We start from the raw sequence: 26,177 nt of genomic DNA, 5'->3' as shown, positions 1-26,177 counted from the left end.
GAACGCTTAACCCGAGCGGGCCTGTTGGGATGGTTCCTGGGCCTTGTCGTTGGCTACCGTCGCCTTCTCCAGGAGCTCGATGACAGAACCATAGTCCATCTCAGGCCGGGCTTCATCACTGGCCTTTGCAAGCTCCAGAGCAGTTCGCCCCTCGTTATCCGTCAATTGGGGGTCAGCTCCATATTCCAGAAGCAGCTCCACTCCCGAGCGATTATTGCTTAGCGCAGCCGCATGCAGAGCTGTCAGCCCCTTACCGGTGACTGTCTCAACACTGTTGATATCCAAACCATGCTCAAGGAGATGCTCCAGAATGGGCCTCGCTTCTTCCGCACTGAATACATCCACTACATACTGAGCGCCCGCCTCCCTGTTCAGTTGTTCGACGTCCGCCTCCTCAGGATGAAAGATATAAAAGGCCTTTTCCGCCCCCCACGTGAACGCTGACGGCCCATAATCAGGATCCATATAAACAGCAATCATCTGAAAAGTGGGCGTGGTAGCAAAGTGGTACCCCACTGCACCGGCAACGCCACCGACGAGGAGAATCAGGCTGATCCCTGTAGCCTTAAGCAGCTTTCTCATATCACACCTCAGGTCCAGGCAAGCGTCCCCGGTTCAACTCCACTCAGGACAATTCGTCTCTTTTGTGGCGGAATCCGGGTATATCCATTGAGCCTCAGTTCAAAAACCGATTTCTGCTTGCGAGCGATTTCCGAGCGAATAGTCTCATAGACCGTTGGATCCTCCAGATCTTCCTGGCTTGCATGCTCCCACCAGTGCTTTGCTGATTTGAGAACCACTTTCCGGATCAACTTTTTAACTGAGGTCCCCGGTTTGGGACTGAACAGCGTATCGAAAGCAATTTCCACAAATCCCATCAGATAGGACCCGTCAACGGCCACGACAAGCAATGCCTGGGCGTATCGTCGGAGTTCCAGAGTGATGACGCGATTCTGAAGAATGGGTTTCTTGGAAGGCCAGAAGAATGCGAGCACCTCTCGGGCCTCTTGCTCATTCAGTACGACCTTGGAATCCGGTATATCGGGAAGGGAAAGCGTGATTTCGCTCATGGATGACTCCTTTCATCAGATTGCCCATCCGGTTGGGCTCGTAATTGATTAGAGGATACGTTCAGAATAATACTGGAGCAACACGTTCATATCTTACCTCCAGACACTCTGCCCAGTTATCAAGTTATCCTTTACAACTGAACAACTTGCACCAGTCAGCTGCAAGCTCCCAGACACAGGAACGGAAACCAGGCAACCATTAGATTCCTTCTAACAGTTGACCCTGGTCTCGCTTCTCTGTCAGTTAATCCTTATAGACGCTCAGTCTGCCACCTTCAGAACAATCTTCCCGGTAGCACGGCGCTCACTGAGGCCGTTCAGGGCGTTAACGTAATCCTCAAAGGGATGCACCTCACTGACACGTGGCCGGATCCTGCCCTGACCATAGAGCTTCAGCAGGTCCATGATGTTCTGCATGTTGGTCTCGGGCTCTTTCATGGTGAAGTTGCCCCAGAACACGCCCACCACGGAACAGCCCTTGAGCAGGGGCAGGTTGGCCGGGATCTGCGGAATATCACCAGCGGCAAAGCCCACGATCAGGTGGCGACCGTTCCAGGCCATGCAGCGCAGTGCCTGCTCGGTGAAGTCGCCGCCGACAGGATCATAGACCACGTCCACGCCCTGGCGCGCACGGCTCTTCACGGCATCCTTGAGGTTCTCCTCGGTGTAGTTGATCAGCTCATCCGCACCGGCTTCCTTCGCCACATCCAGCTTGGCCTGGCTCGAAGCCGCGGCAATCACGTGTGCGCCCATGGCCTTGCCCAGTTCCACCGTGGCCAGACCAACACCGCCACTGGCGCCCAGTACAAGGAGCTTTTCGCCCTCCTGAATGTTCGCGCGCTGCTTCAGGGCGTGGTAGGAGGTGCCGTAGACCATCGAGAAGGAAGCCGCTTCTTCATCGCTCATGCCATCGGGAATCGGAATCAGCTGAGCCTCAGGAGCCACGATCTCCTCCGCGAAGGCGCCGTAACCGGTCAGCCCCATAACCCGGTCTCCGGGCTTGAAGCGGGTCACTTTCTCACCCACCTCCAGCACCTCGCCGGCCATCTCACCGCCCGGCGCAAACGGCATCTGCGGCTTGAGCTGGTACTTGCCCTCGATGATCAGTGTATCCGGAAAGTTCAGCCCGGCCGCCTTGACCCGGACCTTGACCCCACTACCCTTAACCTCGGGTGAATCCAGTTCGCCGATCTGGAGTTTATCGGCGGGGCCGTATTCGTGGCACAGAATGGCACGCATTACTCAATCTCCGTGTAGTCGTTCAATCTTGTAATCTGGAAGCCACGTGACGCTTGAAGGGCGGGAGCGGGGAACGCTTCACGGGAAGCTCTGGAGCCATGGATGGCGGAAGAGCAGCCTACAGGGGTTTGCGCGATTAAGCGCAAACGGGTTTACACGGATGTAAACCCAGGACTTTTCAGTGAAGCGGGATTGCGCAACTGAAAAGTACTCGTGGCGATTCCCGTGAAGCGTTCCCCGCTCCCGCCCATGCAACCAGCTGACAATCAACGTAATCCCCTGGGTGACATCAATCAAATAAATATCGATCATCCACAAGCATCAACAACCCTTATAAATGACCACTCCCCCTGCCCCAAATCCGCCCAAGTCACGTACAGTCAGTACGGAGCCAGTCAAAGACTGACCCATACGGAGGCCCCATGAACCCCAGCAAGCTGCTTATCCTGGCCCTCGCCCTCACGTCGGTCCCATGCACCGCCCAGAGCTTCGAATCCGAGCACTACGACTTCCAGGTCGAGACCGTTGCCGAAGGGCTGGAACACCCCTGGAGCATCGCCTTCCTGCCCGACGGTGACGCCCTGGTCACCGAGCGCGCCGGGCGCCTGCGCCTGATCGAAGACGGTACTCTCCGGGAGGACGCCATCGGCAACGTACCCGAGGTTGCCGCCCGGGGCCAGGGTGGCCTTCTGGATGTGGTACTCCACCCGGACTTCGAGGAGAACAAGGAACTGGTCATCAGCTACGCCCACCGCAACAGTGAGGGCATGACCACCCGGGTGATGCACGCCACGCTGGAGGACCACCGCCTCAACAACCGCGAGGTGATCTTCACCGCCGAACCCCGCTCCAGCACCACGCGCCACTTCGCCGGCCGCATGGTCTTCGATGATGACCACAACCTGTACGTCGCTGTGGGCGACCGGGGCGAAAAGCAGCGTGCGCAGAAGACCGATGATGACGCCGGCGGCGTCCACCGCATCACCCTCGATGGCGAGCCGGCCCCGGGCAACCCCTTCCTGGACAATCCGGCTACGAACGACACCTTCTACACCGTCGGCAACCGCAATATCCAGGGCATGACCCGCCACCCGGAAACCGGTGCGATCTGGAGCCACGAACACGGGCCTCAGGGCGGCGATGAGATCAACATCATCGAAGCCGGCACCAATTACGGCTGGCCCGAGATCACCTACGGCATTGATTACGACGGCACCATCATTTCCGAAAAAAACCACAAGGAAGGCATGGCCCAGCCCCTGCATTACTGGGACCCTTCAATTGCGCCCTCGGGCATGGCCTTCTACACCGGCGAGCGTTTCCCCGACTGGCAGGGTGACCTCTTCGTCGGTGCCCTGGCCATGAAAAAGCTGGTCCGTGTGGAACTGGACGGGGACAAGGTAACCAGGGAGGAAGATCTGCTGAGCGATTGGGGAGAACGCATCCGGGCGGTGACCCAGGGGCCAGAGGGTACCCTCTGGCTGCTGACCGACGCCGCCAATGGGCGCGTGGTCCGCCTCACCCCATAAGCGGTGGCCGGCCAGTTCGTGCAATGCCGTATCGAGGTCCGCTATGCTTGGATCGTCATGACCAACGGAGACGACAATGACACTGCCAAGGGCGCGCTTTCTGGAGGGCACAAGCAGCGACACCCCCATCACCAAAGCGGTGTGTGTGGGGCGCAATTACGCGGAACATGCCGCTGAACTGGACAACCCGGTCCCGACCGAACCGCTGCTGTTCATCAAACCACCATCTGCCATCACAGAGCTCGAGGCCGGCATCCGCCTGCCTCCGGTGGATGAGCCTGTCCACTACGAGACCGAGCTGGCTCTGCTCATCGGCAGGCGACTGAGCCATGCCAACGAAACCGAAGCCGACGCGGCCATCACCGGACTGGGCCTGGCTCTGGATCTGACCCTGCGCCAGACCCAGAGTCGACTCAAGAAAGAAGGTCATCCCTGGGAAATCGCCAAGGCGTTTGATGGCGCCTGCCCTCTCTCCCGATTCATCCCGCGGGCCGGGCTCACCACCGGGAATCTACAGTTCACCCTCGCGATCGACGGCGAACCACGCCAGAGCGGTGACACCGCCGACATGATCAAACCCATTCCCGCACTTGTGTCGTATATGAGTAAACACTTTACGCTGGAACCCGGGGATGTTGTGCTGACGGGCACGCCAGCCGGTGTCGGGGTATTGGCCTCAGGCAGCGAGCTGACGCTAACACTGGAAGACCAGCTGACGATCGCCACCAGCGTTCTCTGACACGGAGCTCCCTCGATTCATGAGCAGGAAACCGGTTACAACACGGACCGGGCGATTCTTCCGCCTGGCCGGCATGACCGGCTCAGTCGCCTCCAGCTACGCTGCGCGCAAGGCCCGCGGGCTTTTCAGCGAGGAGAGCGAGGAAAGCCGCCACGAGTACTACAGTCGCATGGCCGAGGAAATCGTAGACACCCTCGGCGAGCTCAAGGGCGCGGTCATGAAGGTCGGCCAGATCGCCTCCCAGACCCAGGACTTCCTGCCCCGGGAACTCACCGATGCCCTCCAGCGCCTGCAGAAAGAGGCGCCGGCGATGGAATTCGCAGTCATCCGGCAGCAGATCGAGAGCGAACTCGGGGACAGTGTGGAGAATCTCTTCGCCAGTGTGGACGAAACCCCCTACGCCGCCGCCTCCATTGGCCAGGTCCATGCCGGCCAGCTCCTTGATGGCCGCCAGGTGGTCATCAAGATCCAGTACCCCGGCGTCGACCGCTCCTGCGACTCCGACCTGCGCCAGCTGCGCACCGCCCTGCGCCTCGGCGGGCTGCTGAAAATGCCCAAGGAAAGCGTCGACGACCTCTTCAACGAAGTTCGCGACCGCCTGCACGAGGAACTCGACTACGAGAACGAAGCCCGCAACATCCACCACTTTGCCCAACAGCACGGCGGTGACGACGGCATCCTGATCCCGGAAGCCATCCCGGAACGCAGCTCGCGCCGCGTGCTCACCATGGAAAAGGTCGAAGGCGACCACATCAGCGAGGTCACCCGGGAGCGCTACGACCAGGAGACCATCAACCTCATCGGCCACCGCATCTTCCGCACCATGGCCGACGGCCTGTTCCGCCACCGCTGCATCCACGGCGACCCCCACGCCGGCAACTTCGCCTACCGGCCCGACGGCACCGTCGTCCTCTACGACTTCGGCTGCGTCAAAACCCTGCGGCCCTCAACGGTTGCGGCCTACCGCCACTGCATCGTCGACGCCCTCAACGAGGACTACGCAGCTCTCGACCAGCACCTGATCCACCTTGGCGCCCGCGTGGAAGACCACCCGCCGGTAGACCCCGAGTACTACAGAATGTGGCGCAACATCTTCTACCAGCCCCTGGACCCGGGCAACCAGCCCTACGACTACGGCCAATCCGACCTCCACCAGCAGGTCGCCGCCAACACCCGCAGCGTGTTCCAGTACCTGAACGCCTTCAAACCCCCGGTCGAAAGCATCCTCATCGACCGCATGATCGCCGGCCACTACTGGATGATGAAACGCCTGGGCGTGAAGACCGATTTCCGGCCATTGCTGGAAGAATATCTCGAACAGGAATCAGACTAGACAGGCAGGTCAATCAGCCGGATACGGCTGAGAACAGCTCGCCTGCGCTATCGAAAGGGTATGAAGTGGTGTGGCGGGGGATCCCTTTCAGGGAGGCTCGATGACAGGATGTCATCGCGCCAGCGCCCAGGGATGGGTTCACAGCGGTCCCTGAAAGGGATCCCCCGGCGCGCCACACAGCAGCCAAGCCAGCAAGCTGGTGACGACGCCAAACCTCAGTCCGAGTCGATCAACTTACCCGGGTTCATGATGCCGTTAGGATCAAATACCTTCTTGATCCCCTTCATAACAGCAATCTCCTCGGCACTCTTGGTAAACCCGAGGTACTTCTTCTTCACCATCCCCACACCATGCTCGGCGGAGACACTGCCCTCATAACGCTGAACGATATCAAACACCAGATCGTTCACCGTCTCACAGCGCTTGAAGAACTCCTGCTTCTCCATGTCACCTGGCTTGAGGATGTTCAGGTGCAGGTTGCCGTCGCCGATGTGGCCGTACCAGATGATCTCGAAATCCGGGTACTCCTTGCTCACCACCGAATGGATCTCGTTCAGGAACTCCGGCACCTTCGAAATCCGCACTGACAGATCATTCTTGTAGGGCGTATGCGGCGCAATGGACTCCGAGATCCGCTCCCGCAGCTGCCACAGCTTCTGTGCCTGGCTTTCGCTCTGGCTGATGACACCATCAACCACCCACTCCTGCTCCACACAGTGCTCGAACAGCGCCATGGCCTCCTCCATCACACCCTCGGAGGTCGCCTCGAACTCCAACAGCGCGTAGTAGGGGCACTCGGTCTCGAACGGCCGCGGCACCTCGGCATGCGCCTGGACATGCCCGATCGCCTCATTGGAGAAGAACTCGTAAGCGGTCAGGTCCAGCTTGGAGCGGAAGCTCTGGAGCACATCCATGGTATTGCTCAGGTCATTCAGCCCCAGAACCATCACCGTCAGATTGGAGGGCTGGCGCGCCAGCTTCATGGTCGCCTCGGTAATGAAGCCCAGGGTGCCCTCGCCGCCGATGAACAGCTGGCGCAGATCATAGCCGGTGTTGTTCTTCTCGAGCCCATTGTTGAGCTCCAGGATCTCGCCGGCACCGGTGACCACCTTCAGGCCCAGCACCCAGTCACGGGTCATGCCATAGCGGATCACCTTGATGCCGCCAGCATTGGTGGCAATGTTGCCGCCCAGTTCACTGGAACCGGCGGAGGCGAAATCCACCGGATAGTACAGGCCCTGCTCGTCCGCGTACTGCTGCAGCTGCTCGGTCACCACACCCGCCTCGCACTGCACCAGACGGTCATTGGCATTGAAATCCAGGATCCGGTTCATGCGATCCATGGCCACCACCAGTTCACCGTTGGCGGCGACAGCACCTGCGCTCAGGCCGGTGCGGCCACCGGAGGGCACCAGCGCCATGTGCTGCTCATTGGCGTACCGGACGATGGCCTGAACCTCCTCCGTTGATTTCGGCAGCACCACAGCCAGTGGCGCCGGATCGTAGATGCGGGTCCAGTCGCAGCCATAGGCGGCCAGATCGTCAGGGGCGGTCAGGACCTTACCACCGTCGGTAAGAAGTCCTTCAAGTGTCTGCGGATCGAACGCCGTTGCCGTTGTACTCATAGCGTCAGGATTCCTCCAGGAGCTGTTCAAAATCCGACCAAAAGTCGGGAAAAGATCGTAAGCTATGCTACCATAGCTTCTCCAGCAATGCGGCGAAGACCGCAACTTTCTGATTTCACTTTATTTTTTCGAAAACTCTGACTCAGACGGGAATTTTCTGTCATGGCTAAGACATCACTCGACAAGAGTAAGATTCGCTTTCTGCTTCTTGAGGGCGTTCACCAGTCGGCCGTGGATGCACTGAACGCAGCCGGCTACACCAACATCGAACACATCAGCCACTCCCTGCCGGAGGACGAGCTGCTGGAGAAGATCAAGGATGCCCATTTCATCGGCATCCGCTCCCGCACCCAGCTCACTGAGAAGGTGTTCCAGCACGCCAACAAGCTGGTGGCCGTGGGCTGCTTCTGCATCGGCACCAACCAGGTCGATCTGGAAGCCGCCAAGAAGCGCGGTATTGCCGTTTTCAACGCGCCGCATTCCAACACGCGCAGCGTGGCGGAGCTGGTGATCGCACAGACCATCCTGCTGCTGCGCGGCACTCCCGAGAAAAACGCCGCCGCCCACCGCGGTGTCTGGACCAAGTCCGCCAGCAACAGCTACGAAACCCGGGGCAAGAACCTGGGCATCATCGGTTACGGCAACATCGGCTCACAGCTGAGCGTGCTGGCCGAATCCCTGGGCATGCATGTCTACTTCTACGACGTCATCGCCAAGCTGTCACTGGGCAACGCCACCCAGGTGAGCTCCATGAAGGAGCTGCTGGCGATATCCGACGTGGTGACCCTGCACGTCCCGGAGACCGAATCCACACGCAACATGTTCGGCGCCGAGGAGCTGGCCCAGATGAAGCAGGGCTCCATCCTGATCAATGCCTCGCGCGGTACCGTGCTGGACATTGATGCCCTCGCCGACGCCCTGCGCTCCGGTAAGCTGCTTGGCGCGGCCGTGGATGTCTTCCCGACCGAACCGAAGTCCAACAACGAGGAGTTCGTCTCCCCGCTGCGTGAGTTCGACAACGTCATACTGACCCCCCACGTGGGTGGCTCCACCGTAGAGGCGCAGGAGAACATCGGCTCCGAAGTGGCCGAGAAGCTGTCCACCTACAGCGACAACGGTACCTCCGTGGGCTCGGTGAACTTCCCGGAAGTGGCCCTGCCGGAGCACCCGAACCAGCACCGGCTGCTGCACATCCACGAGAACATCCCGGGCGTCATGTCCGAGATCAACCAGATCTTCTCCGAAAATGACGTCAATGTGTGTGGACAGTACCTGCGCACCAATGATCAGATTGGTTATGTCGTGGTGGACGTCGACAAGGCGTACAGCGATGTGGCCCTGAAGAAACTCCGTGAAGTGAAGGGCACCATCAAGGCACGGGTACTGTTCTGACACACTCTGGGAGGTGTGACATGTCACTGAAGGATACGCTGATCCAGAAACTGGAAACGCAGGTTGAGAGCTGGGAAAGCCGGCTCGAGACTCTTCGGGCGCAGTTCAATGAGTACAAGGCCAAGGCGGAGAACCATCAGGCCACGGAAGAACTCAAGGAAAAGACCGCCAAGCGGATTGCGGACCTCAAGGAGGATATTGATACGGCCCGCACACGACTCGAGGAACTTCGCGCCAGTGGCGAGTCACGCCTCAGTGAGCTCAGGAGCAAGGTTGAGGACTTTCTGAACCGTCGTTCCTGAACCTACCCCCGGGACACCCGCCCAGCCGGGTGTCCGCCTTCTCCTCCCCCTTTTATTAATTCCTTAAACGAATATCAAAATGAACAATAAGGCTTTCTGGTAATATGGGCCAGTGGTAGCCTCTCCCGGTATTTCACAGATGACCCGAGAGGCGTAATGGACTGGAACGGCTGGATAAGCCTTATGACCGTGGCCGGTGTGCTCATCACTTTGATGACCACACGCCTTGGGACCGACCTGGTCATGCTCACGGCCCTGATCTTCCTGACCGTCTCCGGCATTCTGACCCACCAGGAGGCACTGGCCGGCTTCAGCAACAGCGGCCTGATCACCGTTGCCTTCATGTACATGATCGCGGCCGGCATCCATAACACCGGTGGGCTGGACTGGATCATCAAGCACCTGCTCGGGCACCCGCAAACAATACGGTACGCACAGGCCAGGGTCATCGCCCCGGTCGCCGGCCTCAGTGGCTTCCTGAACAATACCCCGGTGGTTGCCACCTTCATCCCGGCCATTGCTCGCTGGGCCCGCCACCACGGCATTCCCGTGGCGCCGCTGCTCATGACCCTGAGCTACGCCGCCATCCTGGGCGGCACACTGACGCTGATCGGCACCAGCACCAACCTCATCGTCAATGGCCTCTATATGGATCTGGCGGATACCGAAGGGTTCCACCTCTTCGATATCACCTGGATCAGTGTGCCGGTGGTGCTGGTCGGCCTTATCTTCATCGTGCTCTGGCTGCCATTCGTGCTCCGTGGCCGCCGGAATAATGGCAGGCAGATGTTCGGCGATTTCCGTGAATACACGGTGGAGATGGCCGTGGCCAATGACGGTCCGCTGGTCGGCCAGACTGTGGAAGAAGCCGGGCTGCGCCACCTTCAGGGCCTGTACCTGGTGGAAATCGAGCGCGAAGGCGGTGTGGTCACCGCCGTACCGTCCGAAGAACGGCTGCGCAGCGGCGACCGCCTGGTGTTCGCCGGTGACGTCCAGTCGATCATTGAACTGCGCCAGATCCGGGGGCTGGTGCCCTCCACCGAGGAACAGCCCCTGCTTGCCAAGGAGGCACCAGAGCGGCGCATTGTCGAGGCCGTGGTATCCCCCGAGTGCCTGGCGGTGGGCAGTACCATCCGCGAGAGCCGCTTCCGGGAGAAATACGGCGCAGTGGTACTGGCCATTGCCCGCAACGGCAAGCGTATTGAAGGCAACCTCGGCAATATCCGCCTGGAATCGGCGGACACGCTGCTGCTGGAGGCGCGGCCCGTGTTCGTGACCCGACAGCGCTACTCGCGGGACTTCCTGCTGGTCAACGACACGGAAGAGGAAAGCCCGGACCACCGCAAGTCCTGGCGGGCCTGGACCATTCTGCTGGCGGTGGTGCTGCTGGCCGCCACCAACACCCTGTCGATGCTGCACGCCGCCATGGTCGGCGCACTGGCGATGATGGCCACCAAGTGCCTGAACCTGAACCTGGCCCGGCGCAGCCTGGATGGCCATGTGCTGCTGACCATCGCGTGCTCATTCGCGCTCGGTAATGCCATGGACAAGACGGGGGCAGCCGCCTGGCTGGCTCACGGTGTGCTCAGCCTGACAGCGGGGGACTACCTGCTGATGCTGGTGGCCACCTATGCGCTGGTCAACGTCATGACCGAGATGATCACCAACAACGCGGCGGCACTGCTGACGCTTCCGATTGTGCTGGCGATCACCCAGAGCACCGGCATGCCGGCGGAGCCCTTTGTGCTCACCCTGATGATGGCAGCCTCCGCCAGCTTCACTACGCCTCTGGGCTACCAGACCAATCTGATGGTCTTCGGCCCTGGCGGGTTCCGGTTCATCGATTTCATGCGCGCCGGCCTGCCCCTGAATATTCTATGCGGGATCATGACGGTACTGACCGTCAGCACCGTCTATCCCGGCGGGGCCGGCTGAGGCCTCATTCCATGGGCATCAGGTCGATCTCGACACGGCGGTTCTGCTGCCGTCCCTGCTCAGTATCATTGCTGGCGATGGGGAAGCGCGGGCCATAGCCGGTGGTATGAACACGCCCCTGCGCCACGCCCTTGTTGAGCAGGTACTGGGCCACGGACTGGGCGCGCCTCTCACTGAGCTGCTGGTTGTACTCAAAACTGCCGGTACTGTCGGTATGCCCGCCCACTGCGATGGCGGTCTGGTCGAACTCCTTCACCACCAGCACCACGGAGTCCAGCACATTGTAGAAAGACGAACGGATGTTCGACTGATCCACGTCAAAGGTGATATTGCCGGGCATGATCAGCTCAATCTTGTTGCCATCACGCTTGACCCGGACGCCGGTACCTTCGAGCCGCTGGCGCAGCTGTGCTTCCTGGCGGTCCATGTACTGGCCGATACCGGCACCGAGCAGTCCGCCCGAGGCGGCGCCGATCATGATGCCCTTCTCACGGTCACCCTTGCTCGACGTCGCGGCACCAGTGGCCGCACCGGCAACAGCACCGATCACGCTGCCGATAACGGTCTTCGAGGTCTGCTGTTCACCGGTATAGGCGTCCTGGGTGGCACAGCCACTGACCATGGTCGTGCTCAGCGCAACAGCCATCAGCGTTTTTTTCATTCCTCATTCCCCTTTCTATGGACACCGGGCATGACGGCTTCCGCCAGCACCCGCTCAATCTCAGCGCCAACCGCGTCCTGAACCTGGCCCAGGATGGGATCCGCTTCGTTCACCAGATGATGCCTGCCCTCCGGGATCTGGTAAAGCCGCAGGCGCCGAAACTTACGCCGCAGCACGCGCAGGTTGTGCCGCCAGTCCACCGTCATGTCCTGCTCGCCCTGGACCACAGCGAGATCATAGTCCACCGGCAGTGCCGCCTCGATACGCGGGATCCAGCGTTTCAGGGCGGTCACCCAGTTCATGGCCATGAACCGGGACTGCAGCGGATCATGCTCCTTGAGAAAGCGCACGAACTCATTGTCATTACTGTTGGCGGTAAACACCCGCTTCCAGGTCTCCCGGAATGGATTCATCAGCATGTGCAGCCATTTGCCACTGCTGAAGCCCGCCGGCCGCACCAGTGGCGCCAGCAGCACCACACCGCTGAACGCAATGGCGTCCGGCGCCTCACGACAGGAAAGAAGGTAGTCAATCAGAACGGCGCCACCGGTGCTCTGCCCGACGCCAATCCAGGGCCCGGGCACACGATCCCGGGAAAGGCCCAGAACCGTTAGAAGAACCCGCTGGTACTCACGGAAACTCCCGATGGCGGTCGGCCGCCCGCTCGACAGACCATGCCCCGGCAGGTCATAGATCAGCACATTCAGCCCCAGACCGAGACAGTAACGGATCATGCGGGTATAGAGGCCAGCATGGTCAAAGTAGCCATGGAAAATAAATACGGTCCCATGGGCACCGGGCTGCTCGTAATAATGCGTGGCGATACGATACCCCGCTGCCCGTATCCAACCGAGATGGTGGCGCACCGAAGGGAATTCCGAACCCGGCTCGAGACGGTAGAATGCCTGGTAGGCGGCAACCGTGGTATCCGGCTCCGGGGTCTGCGAGAAACTGAAGGGGGGAAGCGAGGCAACAACCGCGTCGCGGTCCCAACCGGGACGGGTGGCACTGTCGTGCTGCGGCATCCAGACTGATCCTGAACGTAGATTGAACAATACGCGCAGTCCCCGGCAGGCGTCATTCGCGGGATTCCCGTTTGACCCAGCGGCAGGACCGCATAAGCTTGTCTCAGACAACTGTGAAAAAGCCTGTCAATAATGACATCCAGACTGATCCAATGCACGGAACGGTGGCGTAATGCCCGAGATGCGTAGTAGTCGAGCCAACATTACCTCCCCTCCGATCCTGATGTCCGTGGGTCTTGCCATCGTCGTTCCCTGGCTGCACTGGCTCTTTCTGGGCGTGCCCACCACGGCTGCGGTCAGTCTCAGTGTGCTGGGTGTGGCGGGCGTGGGTGTACTCGGTACCTGGACGCTGAATCAGGGGCGTGAAAGCCAGGCGGAGCAGGCCCATGCGGCCGTGAACGACCAGTTCAGCGGCTTCCGGGAGCGGCTTAACGACATTCTCTCCACCTATCAGGACAACCTTGACCGCGTGCGCACCGATACCGGCCAGCTCAAGGGGCTTCTGGACGATTCCGTTCCGGACATGATGAACCTGTTTTTCCAGCTGCAGTCCCACCTGGAAACCCAGGATGACGTGATCCGGCGCATGCTCTCCGCAAGTGAATCCGTGACCGGCAACGACGATGATGGCGACGTCAGCTTCGAACGCATGGTCCAGGATGTCACCGCCGTGCTGGAGAACTTCGTCAACACCATCGTCGAGACCAGCCGGATCTCCGTGGAGCTGGTGGATACCATGGGCCAGATCACGGGCGAAGTGCAGAAGATCGACGGCAACCTGGGCGAAATGGACAGCATCGCCGGCCAGACCAACCTGCTGGCCATCAATGCCGCGATCGAGGCCGCTCGGGCCGGCGAGGCGGGCCGCGGCTTCGCGGTGGTGGCTCAGGAAGTCCAGAACCTGTCCAGCCGTTCCCAGCAGTTCAGTGAGGACATCCGCCGCAACGTCTCCACGGTCCAGGACCTGGTAACCCACGTCGAGCAGTCCATCAACGAGGTGGCCTCTCAGGACATGAACTTTGCCCTGCAGTCAAAGAAATCCGTTGAGTCACTGATGGAGGAAATCCGCACGCTCGACGCCTCGCGCAACGAGGCGGCCAACGAGCTGGCCGGCATCGCCGAGACGGTCAACGAGGATGTGAACACCGGCGTCCGCAAGATGCAGTTCCAGGACATGGTCGACCAGATCCTGCAGCGCGTGAACGACCGGCTGGCGCTGGTGGACGATTCGGTCATCCGCATCCGTGGGCAGACGGACCTGGAGCCGGAAACCTGGCTGCGCGAGCTGGCGGATGAAGTGGAGCGCGCACGCGATGAGCAGACGCGCATCCGAGACAACACGCTGACCCAGGACTCCATGTCCGAGGGCAGCGTAGACCTGTTCTGACCCCAACGAAGGACACTGACCCATGTTCAGCATTGATAAGCACGACGACGGGGAAGGCACTGTCACCCTTAACCTTTCCGGACAGTTTGACTTCAACGCCTACAGCGAATTCAAGCCCAAACAGACGGAAGCGCTGGACACCCCCGGCGCGCAATTCATTGTGCTCGACCTCAGCAAGCTGGATTACCTGGACAGTGCTGCTCTCGGAACCCTGCTCCTGCTGCGCGAGAAAGCCCAGGACCGCAGCATTGAAATCGTGATCCGAGGCGCCACCGGCGTTGTACAGGAGATCCTGGAGATCGCGCATTTCCAGCGCATGTTCCGTTTCATCGACTGATCCATGGAAGCGCCGTCGGAACTGACCATTCTGGTTGCGGAAGACGACCTTCTCAGCCGTCAGCTCCTGCAGTCCTACCTTGATGAGGAAGGTCACCGGGTGCTGGTCGCCGAAAACGGGCGTGAAGCGGTTGAAACCTTTTCCAGGGAATCCCCGGATCTGGTCATCCTGGACGTCAAGATGCCGGTCATGGATGGGTTGGAGGCCTGCCGCCATATCAAGGGGATGATGGAGCAGCGCTGGGTGCCCGTCATGATGATCTCTTCCAACAACGAGGAGCAGGATCAGGCGGCGGGCCTGAACACAGGTGCGGACTACTACCTGACCAAGCCCATCAGTTTCCCGATCCTGGCCGCGAAAGTGCGCAGCTCCCAGCGCATCGCCAACCTCCAGCGCGAACTCGAGCGCCGTAATACCGAACTCTCAAGCTATTATCGGCACAGCCGCGCCGAGAACGACCTGGCGCAGCAGATGATTGACCGGATCATACAGAACTACACCACGTCGGATACCCGGATCCATCAATCCGTACGTTCCCTGGAGCAGTTCAGCGGCGACGTTATATCAACCGTCAACTCGCATTCCGGCAACACCTATGCCCTCATGGCCGATGCCACCGGCCACGGTCTACCGGCCGCCATTACCCTCATGCCGGCCATGGAGATCTTCTACCAGATGAGCCGGCGCGGCTATGGCGTGGCCTCCATCGTGCGCCAGATCAACCAGCGCCTGCGGGCACGCCTGCCACCGAATCACTTCCTCGCGGCCACCGTGGTGCTGATCAACCCCCAGCGCCACGCCCTGATCGCCTGGAACGGGGCCTGCCCACAGGCCTATGTGCTGTGCCCGGAAGGCGCCATCCGCCACCGTATTCCATCGGCCCACCCTCCGCTGGGCGTGCTGGATGATCAGGATTTTGACGACACCGCCCAGCTCTGCACCGTTAACGTCGACGACCGTTTCTTCGCCTGTACAGACGGGCTGGTGGAGGCGCGCAACGCGGATAACGAGATGTTCGGCAGCACCCGCCTGGAAGCCGTTCTGACCGGTTGCAGCACAAACCACAGCCTGGTGGAGTCGGTTACCGACGCAATCTCCCGGTTCCGGGGCACCAGGCTGCCGGACGATGACCAGTCCATGCTGGCGCTGGCCGTTGACACCCCAATGGAGGTGCCTTTCAGCAATGAAGACGGCATCGACCAGCCGCCGGAAAGCAGCGGCGATGACAACAGCATGGCGGGCTGGGACTTCCGGCTTGAGCTCCGCGGTTCCGATATCAGCCGAACGGAGATCGTGCCAACCGTCAACCAGGTCCTGGAAAACCTGCGCCTGGACAGGCGTCTGCGCCAGAAAGCGTTCGTGGTTTTGACGGAACTGCTCAACAATGCGGTGGACCATGGCCTTCTCGGCATGGAGTCCAGCAGTAAGACGGAGCAGGGGTTTGACCACTATGTGCAGGAGCGCCAGCAGCGCCTGGCCGCACTGAACGAAGGCTTCATCAAGATCCTGGCCACCCGCAGCCAGTACCATAACCGCAATGCCCTGAGGCTGATGGTCATGGACAGCGGTTCAGGATTCGATACCACCAGCTTCTCGTCAATGGATTCGGCGGATGAGGTGGCAACCCACGCCTACGGGCGTGGCATCCGAGTCGTGGCGAGCCTGGCCGACCGCCTCCGTTTTCTGGACAACGGCGCCAGCGTGGAGGTTGAGTTCACGATTGATCCGGACTGAGGTTGCGGATCTCCCGCGCCATCTCACGCACGGCCTGATCGAGTTCGGAGAGAGCGGCTTTTTCCGGCAGGCTGCCATCGCGGGCCGTTTTCTCCATATCCGACACAGCCTGCCAGAGCCGGCCGGCGGTGAAGTACCCCACCGCCCCCTTCAACCCGTGCGCCGCCTCGGCCAGGGCCGCCGCGTCATCGTCAGCGTGGGCTCTGGCGATCGCCTCCAGGTACTGCTCATGCTGCTGCTCAAACAGATCCTTGAGCGTGCCCATGAGTCGCGGGTTGCCGCCCAGGTTCCGCAGGACCAGATCCCGGTCCACCATGGGTTCCTGCGCCAGAGTGGTTCCCGAGGCCGGTTTGTCGCCGGCAGCACCTTCCTCAACCGTGGCCCCCGTGGTCGGATGCTCACCCTGTGCCAGCCACCGGCTCAACATGCGGTACAGCCCCTGGAACGTCAGGGGTTTGGTCAGGTAGCCATCCATGAAACCGGCCTGCCGGCTGTCAAGATCCGGCGCGCTGTGCGCCGTTACCGCCACCAGCGGGGTGTGGCGCTGATGGCTGGCATCCAGGTCCCGCATCCGGATCGCCACATCATAGCCGTTCATGTCCGGCATCTGGATATCCAGAAGAACCAGGTCAAAGACCCCGCCTGAAAACGCCTCCAGCGCCCCGGCGCCATCTTCGCGGCTGGTTACCCGCATTCCCAGCTCCCCCAGCATGGCTTCCCCGACATGGCGGTTGACCGGGTTGTCATCCACCAGCAGCACACTCGGTTCGCCGGCAAAGGACTCCACGCGCATGTCATCCTGGTCGTCCTCCAGACGGTGCACCTCTGTTTCGGACGCTGCCAGCAGCGGCAGCACGAACGAGAAGGTGGCGCCCTGGCCCTCTTCGCTCTCCACCTGGATGCTGCCCCCCATCAGCTCCACCAGACGCTGGCAGATGGTCAGACCCAGCCCGGTCCCACCATAACGTCTTGCCAGGGACGCATCCGCCTGGCCAAAGGGTTCAAAGATCCTGTCGCGTGCGGACGGTTCAATCCCGGGCCCGGAGTCCGTAATCCGGAACGCCAGGTTGCAGGTATCACCGAAGGAGGCACGGGAGTCGATGGCAAGGGTTACCGTCCCCTGCTGGGTGAACTTGAGCGCGTTGCCCAACAGGTTCATCAGAACCTGGCGCAGGCGCTGCTCGTCGCCGTGCAGGTGCCGGGGGACCTGCTCCTCTATATCGAAATGGAGCGTGACGCCCTTACCCTCCGCCTGCGGGCGGAAAAGGTTGTCCAGATTGCGCAGCATACGGTCCAGATCAAAAGGCCGGAGTTCCAGCTCAAGGCTGCGGGCCTCGATCTTGGACAGATCCAGCAGATCGTTGATGATCTCCAGAAGGCCGTTGGCCGAATCCTTGAGGGTCGACAGCTGCTCCTCGGCATCCGGTCGCTTCTGATCCCGCTGGAGCAGCTCGCTGATTCCGATAATACCGTTCAGGGGGGTCCTCAGTTCATGGCTGATGTTGGCCAGAAACTGGGATTTGGCCTGGTTGGAGCGATCCGCGTCCTCCTTGGCCTGGCGCAGCCGGTGTTCCAGCTCCTTGCGCCTTGTGATGTCGGTCTGGACGGCCACGAAATTCACCAGCCGCCCCCCATCATCATGCACCGGCTGGATATCCAGATCGAGCCAGTAGGTATGGCCCTGGCGACTGTAATTGAGAATCTCCTGGCGTACCGGTTCACCGTTGGCAATGGCAATGGCGAGCCGTCGCCGGGCCTGCTCATCCGTGTCCGGACCCTGCAGGAAATCCCCTGGCCGCAGTCCGCGCACCTCATCCAGCGGGTAGCCGGTCAGTGACTCAAAGCTCGGATTCACCCACTCGATATGATCCTCAGCGTCGGTAATGATGACCGGGTTATCAGTCTTACGGGCCACCAGGGCCAGACGCCGCACCTCACTGGCTGCCTGCTCCTCGCGTTTGCGACTGCTGAGAAGTGCCTCCATGTCCTCGGCCACCAGCAGGAGCACCGGCCGATCCCGGACCCGGGAGGGGGTGATCCTGAGGCTCACCACACGTTCCTGGTCCGCCCCCCTGAGCGTCTCCGAGAAAAGATCCACGGATCCCTGATCCGGGGTGAGAGCCGCCCATTCGCTCAGCCGCTGCGGTGTCAGCGAGGGGAAAATGCCGCTGATGGCCAGCTGTTTGAGCGACTGACGATCGCTTGCTGTCCCTACAAGATCGGCCAGACCGTCATTGACGTAGAGCACCGTGAACGTTGTGGCATCCACCATGGCCACAAAATCATCGCTCTGCTGGATCAGCTCACTCACACGCCAGCCGAAGGTCTCGGCGCGGCGGGTCTCAATGTGTTTCATGACCACGCGCGCCAGCGACTTCAGCGATTCCTTCTGACGCTCATCCAGGTGGCGTGGATGACGGTCCAGCACGCAGATGGTCCCGAGTGCATAACCATCCGCGTTGACCAGGGGCACACCGGCATAGAACCGGACACCATGGTCCAGCGTCCAGGGGTTGTCATGGAAACGCTCATCCTCGCGGGCATCGGGGATCTCGAACACATCGGACTGAACAATGGCGTGACCACAGAACGAGGAGGAACGCTCCGGAATGAAATGCTCCCGGTTCACACCCACCGCAGCCTTGAACAGCTGCTGATCCCGGTCGAGCAGATTGACCATGGCCATTTCACTGCTGCAGACCTCGGCTGCGACGGCAACGATGTCGTCGAACCACTCTTCCGGGCTCCCGCTGAGCAGTTCGTACTCATCCAGAGCCGCCTGCCGCTCCGGTTCGTTATCCGGGATCGGGGCCTCTTTCATGACAGAAGATGGCGTTGGAAGAAATCAATCTGATCCGCGCATGAGCGCTCGAATCCATCCCCCACGTAGATATCGAAATGCCCCAGGTCCTCGTAACGCTTCAGTTCCGCCCGGCCTCCGGCTCTGCTCACGGCTTTCTCCGCTGCCTCCGGCGGCGCTACGGAATCACGGCCACAGACCTGGATCAGTGCCGGACACGGCAGTCGACGCGCATGGCGCAGCGGACGGTAAAGCGGCAGCTGCAGTGCCAGTCTCGCCGCCAGCTCATTACGCCAGTCTGGAGGCGCAATAGCCCGGTACCCGTCATAGGCATCCTCGGTGGCCATGGCCGCCGTTTCACCCGGGCGGCCAACAATGGGCGCGTACAGGGGGGCGCCGCCCACCAGGGCGCGAAGCTGGTCCCTCAGTGCCAGGGTGCTCAGGCGCAGGATGCCACCGATGCCGGCATAGCTGACCACATTCAGTACAGCAGCCAGGCCGTCCATCATCGGGCCCTGAGCGGAAACCGCTGCAACACCGCCGTCACGGGCTGCTGCCACCAGCACATGTCCCCCCGAAAACGACGATCCCCAAAGCGCGATGCGCTCTGGGTCAATGCCCTGCTGCTGGCGTGCGAAATCAATGGCGCCCTGCCAGTCCGCCAGCTGGCGCTGCACGGACACCAGCTGCCGTGGCTCACCCGCGCTCGCCCCGAAATGCCGGTAATCAAAAAGCAGTACCGCAAATCCAGCCTCTGCAAAGGCCCGGGCATAGGGAACAAGCCCCGCATCCCGGGTACCCCCGAGACCATGGGCCATCACAATACAGGGGCACGGGCTGCGCGCGGGCGTTGCCGGCTGGAACCACCAGCCGGCCAGCGCCTCGCCCTCAACATGGAAACGGACCTCGGCGGGTTCGTGACTCATCAGGACCCTCCCGTCAGGATTGGTATCACCGCATCAGATTGGGCAGGAAGAGTGCGATCTGCGGGAACATGATCAGCATTGCAGTTGCGAACAGCAGGATCATGACAAAGGGCGGTGTTCCGCGGATCACCTCAAGATAGGGCCGCCGGAATATGGCCACGGCCGTGAAGATGTCACACCCGAAGGGTGGTGTTGCCGAACCAATGGCCGCCTGGAGCACCACCAGCGTCCCAACATGCACGGGATCCAGGCCCGCGGACGCAATGGCCGGTGAGAAGATCGGCGTGAGCACCAGGATCACCACGATCGGGTCCACGAACATACAGCCCACGAAGTACGCCACCGCAATCAGGATCAGCAGCTGATAGGGATGCTGGGAGGCCTCGGCCAGCATGTCTCCCAGCAACAGACTCGGAATCTGGGCAAAGGAGATCATCCAGGAGAACGCCATGCCGGCGGCTACCAGAATGAAAACCACGGCGGTGATCATGCCGGTGGAGAGCGCGATCTCGGGCAGCTGGGAAGGCCGCACCTGCCGGTACAGAATCATCTCCAGGAACAGTGCATAGGCCACCGACATCGACGCCGCCTCGGTGGGACTGAAGGTACCGGTGTAGATACCGCCAATGATGATCACCGGGAAGCCGGTGGCCAGGCTGGCACGTTTAAGGGCTATCAGCCGTTCGTTCCAGCTTGCCTTGGGCTGCACCGGTATGCCCTTCCATACCGAGATGCCATAGCAGTAGACCGCAAACAGCGCGAGGATCAGAAGGCCCGGACCGATACCGGCAATGAACAGCGCCCCTACGGAGGTGCCGGAAACCACACCATAGATGATCATCCCGATGGACGGCGGTATGAGAAGCGCGATATCGCTCGCGTTGATGATCAGGGCAATGGCGAAGCGGTCCGAGTAGCCGGCATTGATCAGCTGTGGCCTTAGTGGACGACCCATCGCCACCACCGTGGCCTGGGTGGAGCCCGAAACCGCTCCGAACAGCGTGCAGGAAACCGCCGTGGTGACCGGCAGCCCGCCGCGGATGTGGCCCACAAACTTGCTGACCAGATCCAGTAATCGATTGGCCGTGTGGCCCTTGATCATGATGTCGGCCGCCAGTATGAACATGGGCACGGCCACCAGCACTGTCTGCTCCACACCCCCGATCATCTGCTGGATCAGGGTGGACTCGTTGAGCCCCGAGAACTTCGCGGCCATCAGAAGCAGCGCGCCGGCGGTGAGCGGCACCATCATGGGGTAGCCCATCAGAAGCAGCACGATCATCACAGCGCCGACCACCAGAGCGACATCCGGCGTGGCCATGGAAGACAGGTTGAGCCATTCAATCAGTTCAGCCACGGTCACGCTCCTCAGCCGCATCCTCTTCGGGGTCAAAGCCACCGGTCATACCCGGGTCCACACCCTCTTCCTCGTACTCATCCTTCTGATACCAGGACAGGTAGTTCTCAGGACTGATCAGGTTGCGGACCCCCGCGAGGAAAAACTGGATACCACCAAACAGAAAGCCCAGCGGCACGACCATATAGTTGAGATAGACCGGGAAGCCGGTGGACGACGTCACCCGGCACTGGCCACTGCGCGCTTCCACCATCCCGATGAACACAGTGAAGATCCCCCAGGCCAGAAGCGCCAACACCACCAGCGCCGCCAGCACCATCAGTTGGCGTTGGGTCCCGTCAAAGCGGTCCAGAAGCCGGGCGCCGCCCTCGCTGATCAGGCGGATCAGGTGCCCCGCCAGGGCAATGCCAACCAGTGTGGCCACAATGCCCGCTGCCAGGGGCATGCCGCCAACGGGCAGTGAAAACAGCCCCAGATCAACAGCCTCTGGAAGAACCCGGCAGGTGCGCTGCACGGCGCCAGCATAGTTCCACGCGAAATCCGCCAGCGAGAACAGCAGCCAGGCGGTGGTGAAGCTCACAATAACCAGCAGGATTTTCTGTCCCAGATGGGGGAGCAGGTCGTGCAGCGCCGAAACCCGGATGTGACGGGCATGACGTGCCCCGATACCGATCCCCAGGAAGGTCACCATCACCAGCAGCATCTGGGCCACATCGTTGGCGAACTGCAGACTGAAACCCAGCAGGTTGCGGGCGATGACATTGCCGACAGTCACTGTCGCCATACCCGCCACACAGAGAATCAGTGCACTGCGCTCAAACCAGTCGAGACCCGAGTCGATCCAGTCAAAGGGCGCCTTAAGGGCGTTTCGCCAGCCACCTCCGTGGCCGGCTTGAGGTTGGTCCGTCATGGGACTCTCCGCAGGTCGCTCATACGTAACAATAGTCTGACGATCCGGGGTTCGGCAACATTCCCGTACGCTTTGCCGGAAATTCACGTTCACTGCTTTTGCTGCTGTAAAGATGTGTTATGTTTAATGCGGATCAACAAGAAAATCCAACAGAGGGAGACAGGGTATGAACCAACCTCGCCAATGGCTTACGGGCCTGATCATGCTGCTTGCCATGGCATTTCTCTATGGCTGCTCTGATGGCGGTGACACCTCCAGCGACAGCTCCAGCAGCGGGCAGTCGTCGCAGGAGGAGATGGATCGCGATGAAGAGCTGGCGAAACAGCGCGAGTCCGACACGTGGCGCTTTGCGCTGGAAGAAGTCGAAGGCAGCGTCCAGGACGCCTACGCCCAGGAATTCAAGAGCCGCATTGAGGAGCGTACTGACGGTGAGGTGAAGGTTGAGGTGTACCCCTACGGGACACTCGGCACTTCCTCCCAGCTGACCGAACTGCTCCAGAACGGTGCCATTGAGATCGCCTTCGCTTCCCCGGGCCACCTGGCGGACGCCATCCCGGAAGTCGGCATCTTCACGCTGCACTTCGTGCTGTCCGAGGACCCCGAGGTGAACCGCGCGGTTCTGTCGGATCCGGAGGTCTACGGACTCTTCCAGCCGATGTACAACGAAATGGACCTGCAGCTGCTCGACATCATCCCGGAAGGCTGGATGGTCTGGAGTGGTGACAAGGCCCTGCGCAGCCCGGAGGACTTCGAGGGCTTCAAGATCCGTACCATGACCTCACCGATCCTGGTCGAATCCTATAAGGCCTATGGCGCCAACCCGACCCCGACCCCCTACTCCGAGGTCTACAGCGGCCTCCAGCTGGGTCAGATCGATGGTCAGGTGAACCCGATCTTCGCTATCGAAGAGATGAGCTTCTACGAGGAGCAGGACGTGCTCACTTCCGCACGCCACGCCCAGTTCATCACCACCCTGGCGACCGGCAACAACTGGTTCAACAACCTCTCCGAGGAGCGCCAGGAGCTGATTCTGGATGTGCGTGACAACATGGTGTCCTGGATCAGCGAGAAGCAGCGCGAGTACAACGAGGACCGGCTGCAGACCATTCTCGACGAAGGCGGCACTGAATGGGTTGAGCTGACCGAGGAAGAGCGCGAGGTCTTCCGCGAAGCCAGCAAGGACGTGCGCCAGATCTATCTGGAGCAGGCTGGCGAGAAAGGCCAGAAAGTCCTCGACACCATTCTGGAAAAAGTCGAGACAGCGGAAGAGGACATGGCGGACAGCAACAGCTGATCGCAGCCTTCCTCACGCCACACAAGCCCGGCTCCGGCCGGGCTTTTTTGTGTCCGCGCCACGGATGTTAAGCCGGCCCGGACAGGGTATAATGCCGCCAGTCACTGACCTGCCCGGAGCCGTCATGCCACGCCGTACCGCGCTTCCGCCTGCCCTCATCCTCTGTCTTCTGATCCCACTGATGCTCCTGGGCGGCTGCAGTGATCCCGGCGAGCCGCAAAACCGGGAAGTTCCCGTCACCCGGGTTGAAGGGCGGATCTTCGGTACTTTCTACCAGGTCAGCGTTGCCGGCGAGCTCCCCGAAGAGCGTCGTGAATCCCTGCATGAAGCCGTGCGCGGGGTTCTCGCCAAAGTCGACCAGGGCATGTCCACCTACCGCGATGACTCCGACCTCATGCGGCTCAACAGCAGCACGCCGGGCGACTGGGTCAATCTGCCGGAAGGAGTGATCGATGTACTGCAGGCGGCCGATGACCTCTCGGAACGCACCGAAGGCGCCTTCGATACCACCATCGGCGGCCTGGTTAACCTGTGGAGCTTCGGCCCCGAGGCCCGCCCTACAGAGGTACCAGCGGACGCCACCATTGAGGCGCGCCTGGAACAGGTTGGTCACGGGAACCTCGAGATCAACCCGGAAGCCAACCGTGCCCGGCGCATGACGGACCTGTTCGTGGATCTATCGGCCATTGCCAAGGGCGAGGCGGTGGACCGGGTCTCGGCCCTGCTGGAGGAACGAGGCCATGAAAACCACCTTGTGAACATCGGGGGCGACCTGCTGGCCAGCGGGCGCAAGGCGCAGAACGCACCATGGCGCATCGGCATTGAAGTCCCCCGGAACGGGCCACAGAGCCCTCGCCATATACTGCCGCTGGAGGATATGTCGCTGGCCACTTCAGGCGATTACCGCAACTACTTTGAAGTGGACGGACAGCGTTATTCCCACACCATTGACCCACGCAACGGGCGTCCGGTCACGCATTCGCTGGCCTCGGCCAGCGTCTTCCACCCCAGTAACCGGAGGGCGGACGCACTGGCCACGGCCTTCATGGTGATGGGCGTGACGCAGACGCTGGACTATGCCCGCACCCATGACGTTGCCGTGCTCGTTATCGAGCACCAAGACGACCGCTTCCAGACCCGGGTATCCCCGGCTCTTGAACAGATGCTCTCCGAGGAGGATCTGGCAGCGCTGAACACCGACTGACCGGAGACGGCTATGACCGAAACCGCCGAACTCGAATCCGAAGTCCGGACGCTGCTCGAACAGGGCGACCTTGATGCCGCCATTGAGTTCCTCAATAACCGCCACCCTGCGGAAGTCGGTGGGGTTATTGACGAGCTCGACGGTGAAACCGCCTACGCCCTGTTCGACCAGCTCGACCGCCGTACCCAGGCGCGAATACTGCCCTACATGCAGCCGTCCCATCAGCTGAGCATGGTCCAGCACCTGGGCCGTCACGCCCAGGCCAGGCTGCTGACGGACATGAACGCCGACGAACGGGCCGACCTCTACCAGGAACTGCCCGAGGACGTTCAGGAAGCGCTGATGCCCGCCCTGGCCAAGGCCGAACGCGAGGATCTGCTGCGGCTTACCAGCTACCCCGAGGGGACCGTTGGCTCGGTGATGACCAGCGAATACGCCACGGTCCCGGCCCACATCAGCGCCCGCCAGGCCATCGAGCGCCTGCGCCTGCAGGCGCTGAACAAGGAAACAATCTACGTCGCCTACGTGCTCGATACCGAGCGTCACCTGCTGGGGATCGTGACCCTGAGTGGGCTGGTGGTGGCCTCCCCCGGGGAGTCGGTCGAGGACCTGATGCAGACCGAGGTGGTCAACGTTCATACGGACGCACCCAGCGCCGAGGCGGCACGCCTGATCGCCGACTACGACCTGCTGGCGGTCCCGGTGGTGGACGATGAAGACCGCATGGTCGGCATCGTCACCCACGACGATGCCATGGACGTTCAGGAGGCCGAGGCCACCGAGGACATCCACAAGGGCGCCAGCGTCGGCGACCTGCCGGGCAGCCTCAAGGAAACCGCGCTCACAACCCTCTACCAGAAGCGCATCATGTGGCTGGTACTGCTGGTCTTCGCCAACGTTTTCTCAGGGGCAAGCATCTCGCTCTACGAGGACACCATCCAGGCCCACGTGGGGCTGGTGTTCTTCCTGCCGCTGTTGATCGCCAGTGCCGGTAACGCCGGCTCCCAGTCCGCCACCCTCATGGTGCGCGCCATCGCCACCGGTGACGTCATCAGCCGCGACTGGTTCCGCATGCTGCTGCGCGAAATCGGCCTGGGGCTGATGCTCGGGCTGACCATGGCAGCCGCCGTCGCGGCTATCGGGCTCTACCGGGGCGGCGCCGAGTTGGCCCACGTGGTATCGCTGACCATGGTGATCGTGGTGCTCAGCGGCAGCCTCATCGGCATGTCACTGCCGTTCGTGCTCAACAAGCTGAACATGGACCCGGCCACAGCCAGCGCCCCGGTGGTTTCGTTCATCGCCGACGTCGCCGGTATCCTGGTCTATTTCGGGCTCGCCTCCGCGCTGCTGTCCATACCGGCCCAATAGGGAGCGCAAC

General features: G+C 61.3%; 22 protein-coding genes. 12 read left to right on the top strand and 10 right to left on the bottom strand.

Features of this window, described 5'->3' with window-relative positions:
* Positions 1-6 precede the first annotated feature (6 nt).
* The 3 genes from GLW01_RS01185 to GLW01_RS01175 all read right to left on the bottom strand — a co-directional run bounded on the left by GLW01_RS01185 (position 7) and on the right by GLW01_RS01175 (position 2,309).
* Positions 7-582 carry an ankyrin repeat domain-containing protein gene (locus tag GLW01_RS01185; protein ID WP_160897856.1) on the bottom strand — a complete coding sequence of 192 codons (576 nt, stop codon included), beginning with the start codon at positions 580-582 and terminating at the stop codon, positions 7-9.
* Between the two features lie 8 nt (positions 583-590).
* Complete coding sequence (locus tag GLW01_RS01180; protein ID WP_160897855.1) at positions 591-1,070, bottom strand: hypothetical protein; 480 nt, start codon at positions 1,068-1,070, stop codon at positions 591-593.
* A 261-nt stretch (positions 1,071-1,331) separates the two neighbouring features.
* On the bottom strand, positions 1,332-2,309 hold the full coding sequence (locus GLW01_RS01175; protein ID WP_160897854.1) for an NADPH:quinone oxidoreductase family protein: 978 nt from the start codon (positions 2,307-2,309) through the stop codon (positions 1,332-1,334).
* A gap of 422 nt (positions 2,310-2,731) precedes the next feature.
* Here GLW01_RS01175 and GLW01_RS01170 point away from each other — a divergent pair, with 422 nt between their 5' ends.
* From GLW01_RS01170 to GLW01_RS01160, 3 genes are all read left to right on the top strand, one after another.
* Entirely contained in the window at positions 2,732-3,838 is a 1,107-nt protein-coding gene (locus GLW01_RS01170) for a PQQ-dependent sugar dehydrogenase (protein WP_160897853.1), read from the top strand.
* Between the two features lie 76 nt (positions 3,839-3,914).
* Positions 3,915-4,577 carry a fumarylacetoacetate hydrolase family protein gene (locus GLW01_RS01165; protein ID WP_160897852.1) on the top strand — a complete coding sequence of 221 codons (663 nt, stop codon included), beginning with the start codon at positions 3,915-3,917 and terminating at the stop codon, positions 4,575-4,577.
* A gap of 19 nt (positions 4,578-4,596) precedes the next feature.
* Positions 4,597-5,910 carry an ABC1 kinase family protein gene (locus GLW01_RS01160; protein ID WP_160897851.1) on the top strand — a complete coding sequence of 438 codons (1,314 nt, stop codon included), beginning with the start codon at positions 4,597-4,599 and terminating at the stop codon, positions 5,908-5,910.
* 215 nt (positions 5,911-6,125) lie between these two features.
* On the opposite strand, the gene GLW01_RS01155 is transcribed toward GLW01_RS01160, so the two are convergent.
* Positions 6,126-7,535 carry an FAD-binding oxidoreductase gene (locus GLW01_RS01155; protein ID WP_160897850.1) on the bottom strand — a complete coding sequence of 470 codons (1,410 nt, stop codon included), beginning with the start codon at positions 7,533-7,535 and terminating at the stop codon, positions 6,126-6,128.
* 162 nt (positions 7,536-7,697) lie between these two features.
* On the opposite strand from GLW01_RS01155, the gene serA reads away from it, so the two are divergent.
* The 3 genes from serA to GLW01_RS01140 all read left to right on the top strand — a co-directional run bounded on the left by serA (position 7,698) and on the right by GLW01_RS01140 (position 11,164).
* Positions 7,698-8,927 carry a phosphoglycerate dehydrogenase gene (serA, locus tag GLW01_RS01150; protein ID WP_151441014.1) on the top strand — a complete coding sequence of 410 codons (1,230 nt, stop codon included), beginning with the start codon at positions 7,698-7,700 and terminating at the stop codon, positions 8,925-8,927.
* A 20-nt stretch (positions 8,928-8,947) separates the two neighbouring features.
* Positions 8,948-9,229 carry a hypothetical protein gene (locus GLW01_RS01145; protein ID WP_151441013.1) on the top strand — a complete coding sequence of 94 codons (282 nt, stop codon included), beginning with the start codon at positions 8,948-8,950 and terminating at the stop codon, positions 9,227-9,229.
* 156 nt (positions 9,230-9,385) lie between these two features.
* Entirely contained in the window at positions 9,386-11,164 is a 1,779-nt protein-coding gene (locus tag GLW01_RS01140; protein ID WP_160897849.1) for an SLC13 family permease, read from the top strand.
* A gap of 4 nt (positions 11,165-11,168) precedes the next feature.
* On the opposite strand, the gene GLW01_RS01135 is transcribed toward GLW01_RS01140, so the two are convergent.
* Positions 11,169-11,825 carry an OmpA family protein gene (locus GLW01_RS01135; protein WP_160897848.1) on the bottom strand — a complete coding sequence of 219 codons (657 nt, stop codon included), beginning with the start codon at positions 11,823-11,825 and terminating at the stop codon, positions 11,169-11,171.
* The gene (locus GLW01_RS01130) at positions 11,822-12,850 is read right to left on the bottom strand and encodes an alpha/beta hydrolase (RefSeq protein ID WP_151441010.1); all 1,029 of its coding nucleotides are present in this window, start codon (positions 12,848-12,850) and stop codon (positions 11,822-11,824) included. The genes GLW01_RS01135 and GLW01_RS01130 overlap by 4 nt, the downstream gene beginning before the upstream one ends.
* A gap of 172 nt (positions 12,851-13,022) precedes the next feature.
* Here GLW01_RS01130 and GLW01_RS01125 point away from each other — a divergent pair, with 172 nt between their 5' ends.
* From GLW01_RS01125 to GLW01_RS01115, 3 genes are read left to right on the top strand one after another with little or no spacing between them, the layout of a single operon-like run.
* Entirely contained in the window at positions 13,023-14,237 is a 1,215-nt protein-coding gene (locus GLW01_RS01125) for a methyl-accepting chemotaxis protein (protein WP_160897847.1), read from the top strand.
* A gap of 22 nt (positions 14,238-14,259) precedes the next feature.
* Positions 14,260-14,574: an STAS domain-containing protein gene (locus tag GLW01_RS01120; protein WP_151441008.1), complete on the top strand. Its 315-nt coding sequence runs from the start codon at positions 14,260-14,262 to the stop codon at positions 14,572-14,574.
* A gap of 3 nt (positions 14,575-14,577) precedes the next feature.
* Positions 14,578-16,308: an ATP-binding SpoIIE family protein phosphatase gene (locus GLW01_RS01115; RefSeq protein WP_160897846.1), complete on the top strand. Its 1,731-nt coding sequence runs from the start codon at positions 14,578-14,580 to the stop codon at positions 16,306-16,308.
* Here the strand turns inward: GLW01_RS01115 and GLW01_RS01110 are convergent.
* Genes GLW01_RS01110 through GLW01_RS01095 form a run of 4 tightly spaced genes read right to left on the bottom strand, consistent with a single transcriptional unit; the run spans position 16,289 to position 22,301 of the window.
* Positions 16,289-19,129 (bottom strand): ATP-binding protein, encoded by a 2,841-nt coding sequence (locus GLW01_RS01110; RefSeq protein WP_160897845.1) that lies wholly within the window; start codon positions 19,127-19,129, stop codon positions 16,289-16,291. The two genes, GLW01_RS01115 and GLW01_RS01110, sit on opposite strands and share 20 nt — an antisense overlap.
* Positions 19,126-20,034 carry an alpha/beta hydrolase gene (locus GLW01_RS01105; protein WP_151441005.1) on the bottom strand — a complete coding sequence of 303 codons (909 nt, stop codon included), beginning with the start codon at positions 20,032-20,034 and terminating at the stop codon, positions 19,126-19,128. Before GLW01_RS01105 ends, GLW01_RS01110 begins: the two co-directional genes overlap by 4 nt.
* A gap of 25 nt (positions 20,035-20,059) precedes the next feature.
* A complete protein-coding gene (locus tag GLW01_RS01100; protein WP_160898108.1) occupies positions 20,060-21,355 on the bottom strand; it encodes a TRAP transporter large permease in 1,296 nt (431 codons plus the stop codon).
* 28 nt (positions 21,356-21,383) lie between these two features.
* Complete coding sequence (locus GLW01_RS01095; RefSeq protein WP_160897844.1) at positions 21,384-22,301, bottom strand: TRAP transporter small permease; 918 nt, start codon at positions 22,299-22,301, stop codon at positions 21,384-21,386.
* Between the two features lie 166 nt (positions 22,302-22,467).
* Between GLW01_RS01095 and dctP the strand changes: the two genes are divergently transcribed.
* From dctP to mgtE, 3 genes are all read left to right on the top strand, one after another.
* Positions 22,468-23,595: a TRAP transporter substrate-binding protein DctP gene (gene dctP, locus GLW01_RS01090; RefSeq protein ID WP_160897843.1), complete on the top strand. Its 1,128-nt coding sequence runs from the start codon at positions 22,468-22,470 to the stop codon at positions 23,593-23,595.
* A gap of 124 nt (positions 23,596-23,719) precedes the next feature.
* Positions 23,720-24,799, top strand: coding sequence for an FAD:protein FMN transferase (locus GLW01_RS01085; RefSeq protein WP_160897842.1), 1,080 nt, complete (start codon positions 23,720-23,722; stop codon positions 24,797-24,799).
* 12 nt (positions 24,800-24,811) lie between these two features.
* Complete coding sequence (mgtE, locus tag GLW01_RS01080) at positions 24,812-26,167, top strand: magnesium transporter (RefSeq protein WP_160897841.1); 1,356 nt, start codon at positions 24,812-24,814, stop codon at positions 26,165-26,167.
* Positions 26,168-26,177: the final 10 nt, after the last annotated feature.

Origin of the sequence: Vreelandella halophila, assembly GCF_009856365.1 — a bacterium.
In the GTDB taxonomy this organism is placed as follows: domain Bacteria; phylum Pseudomonadota; class Gammaproteobacteria; order Pseudomonadales; family Oleiphilaceae; genus Halospina; species Halospina utahensis_B.
Note: the sequence above shows the minus strand (reverse complement) of the source record. Positions and strands in the feature narration are given on the sequence as shown.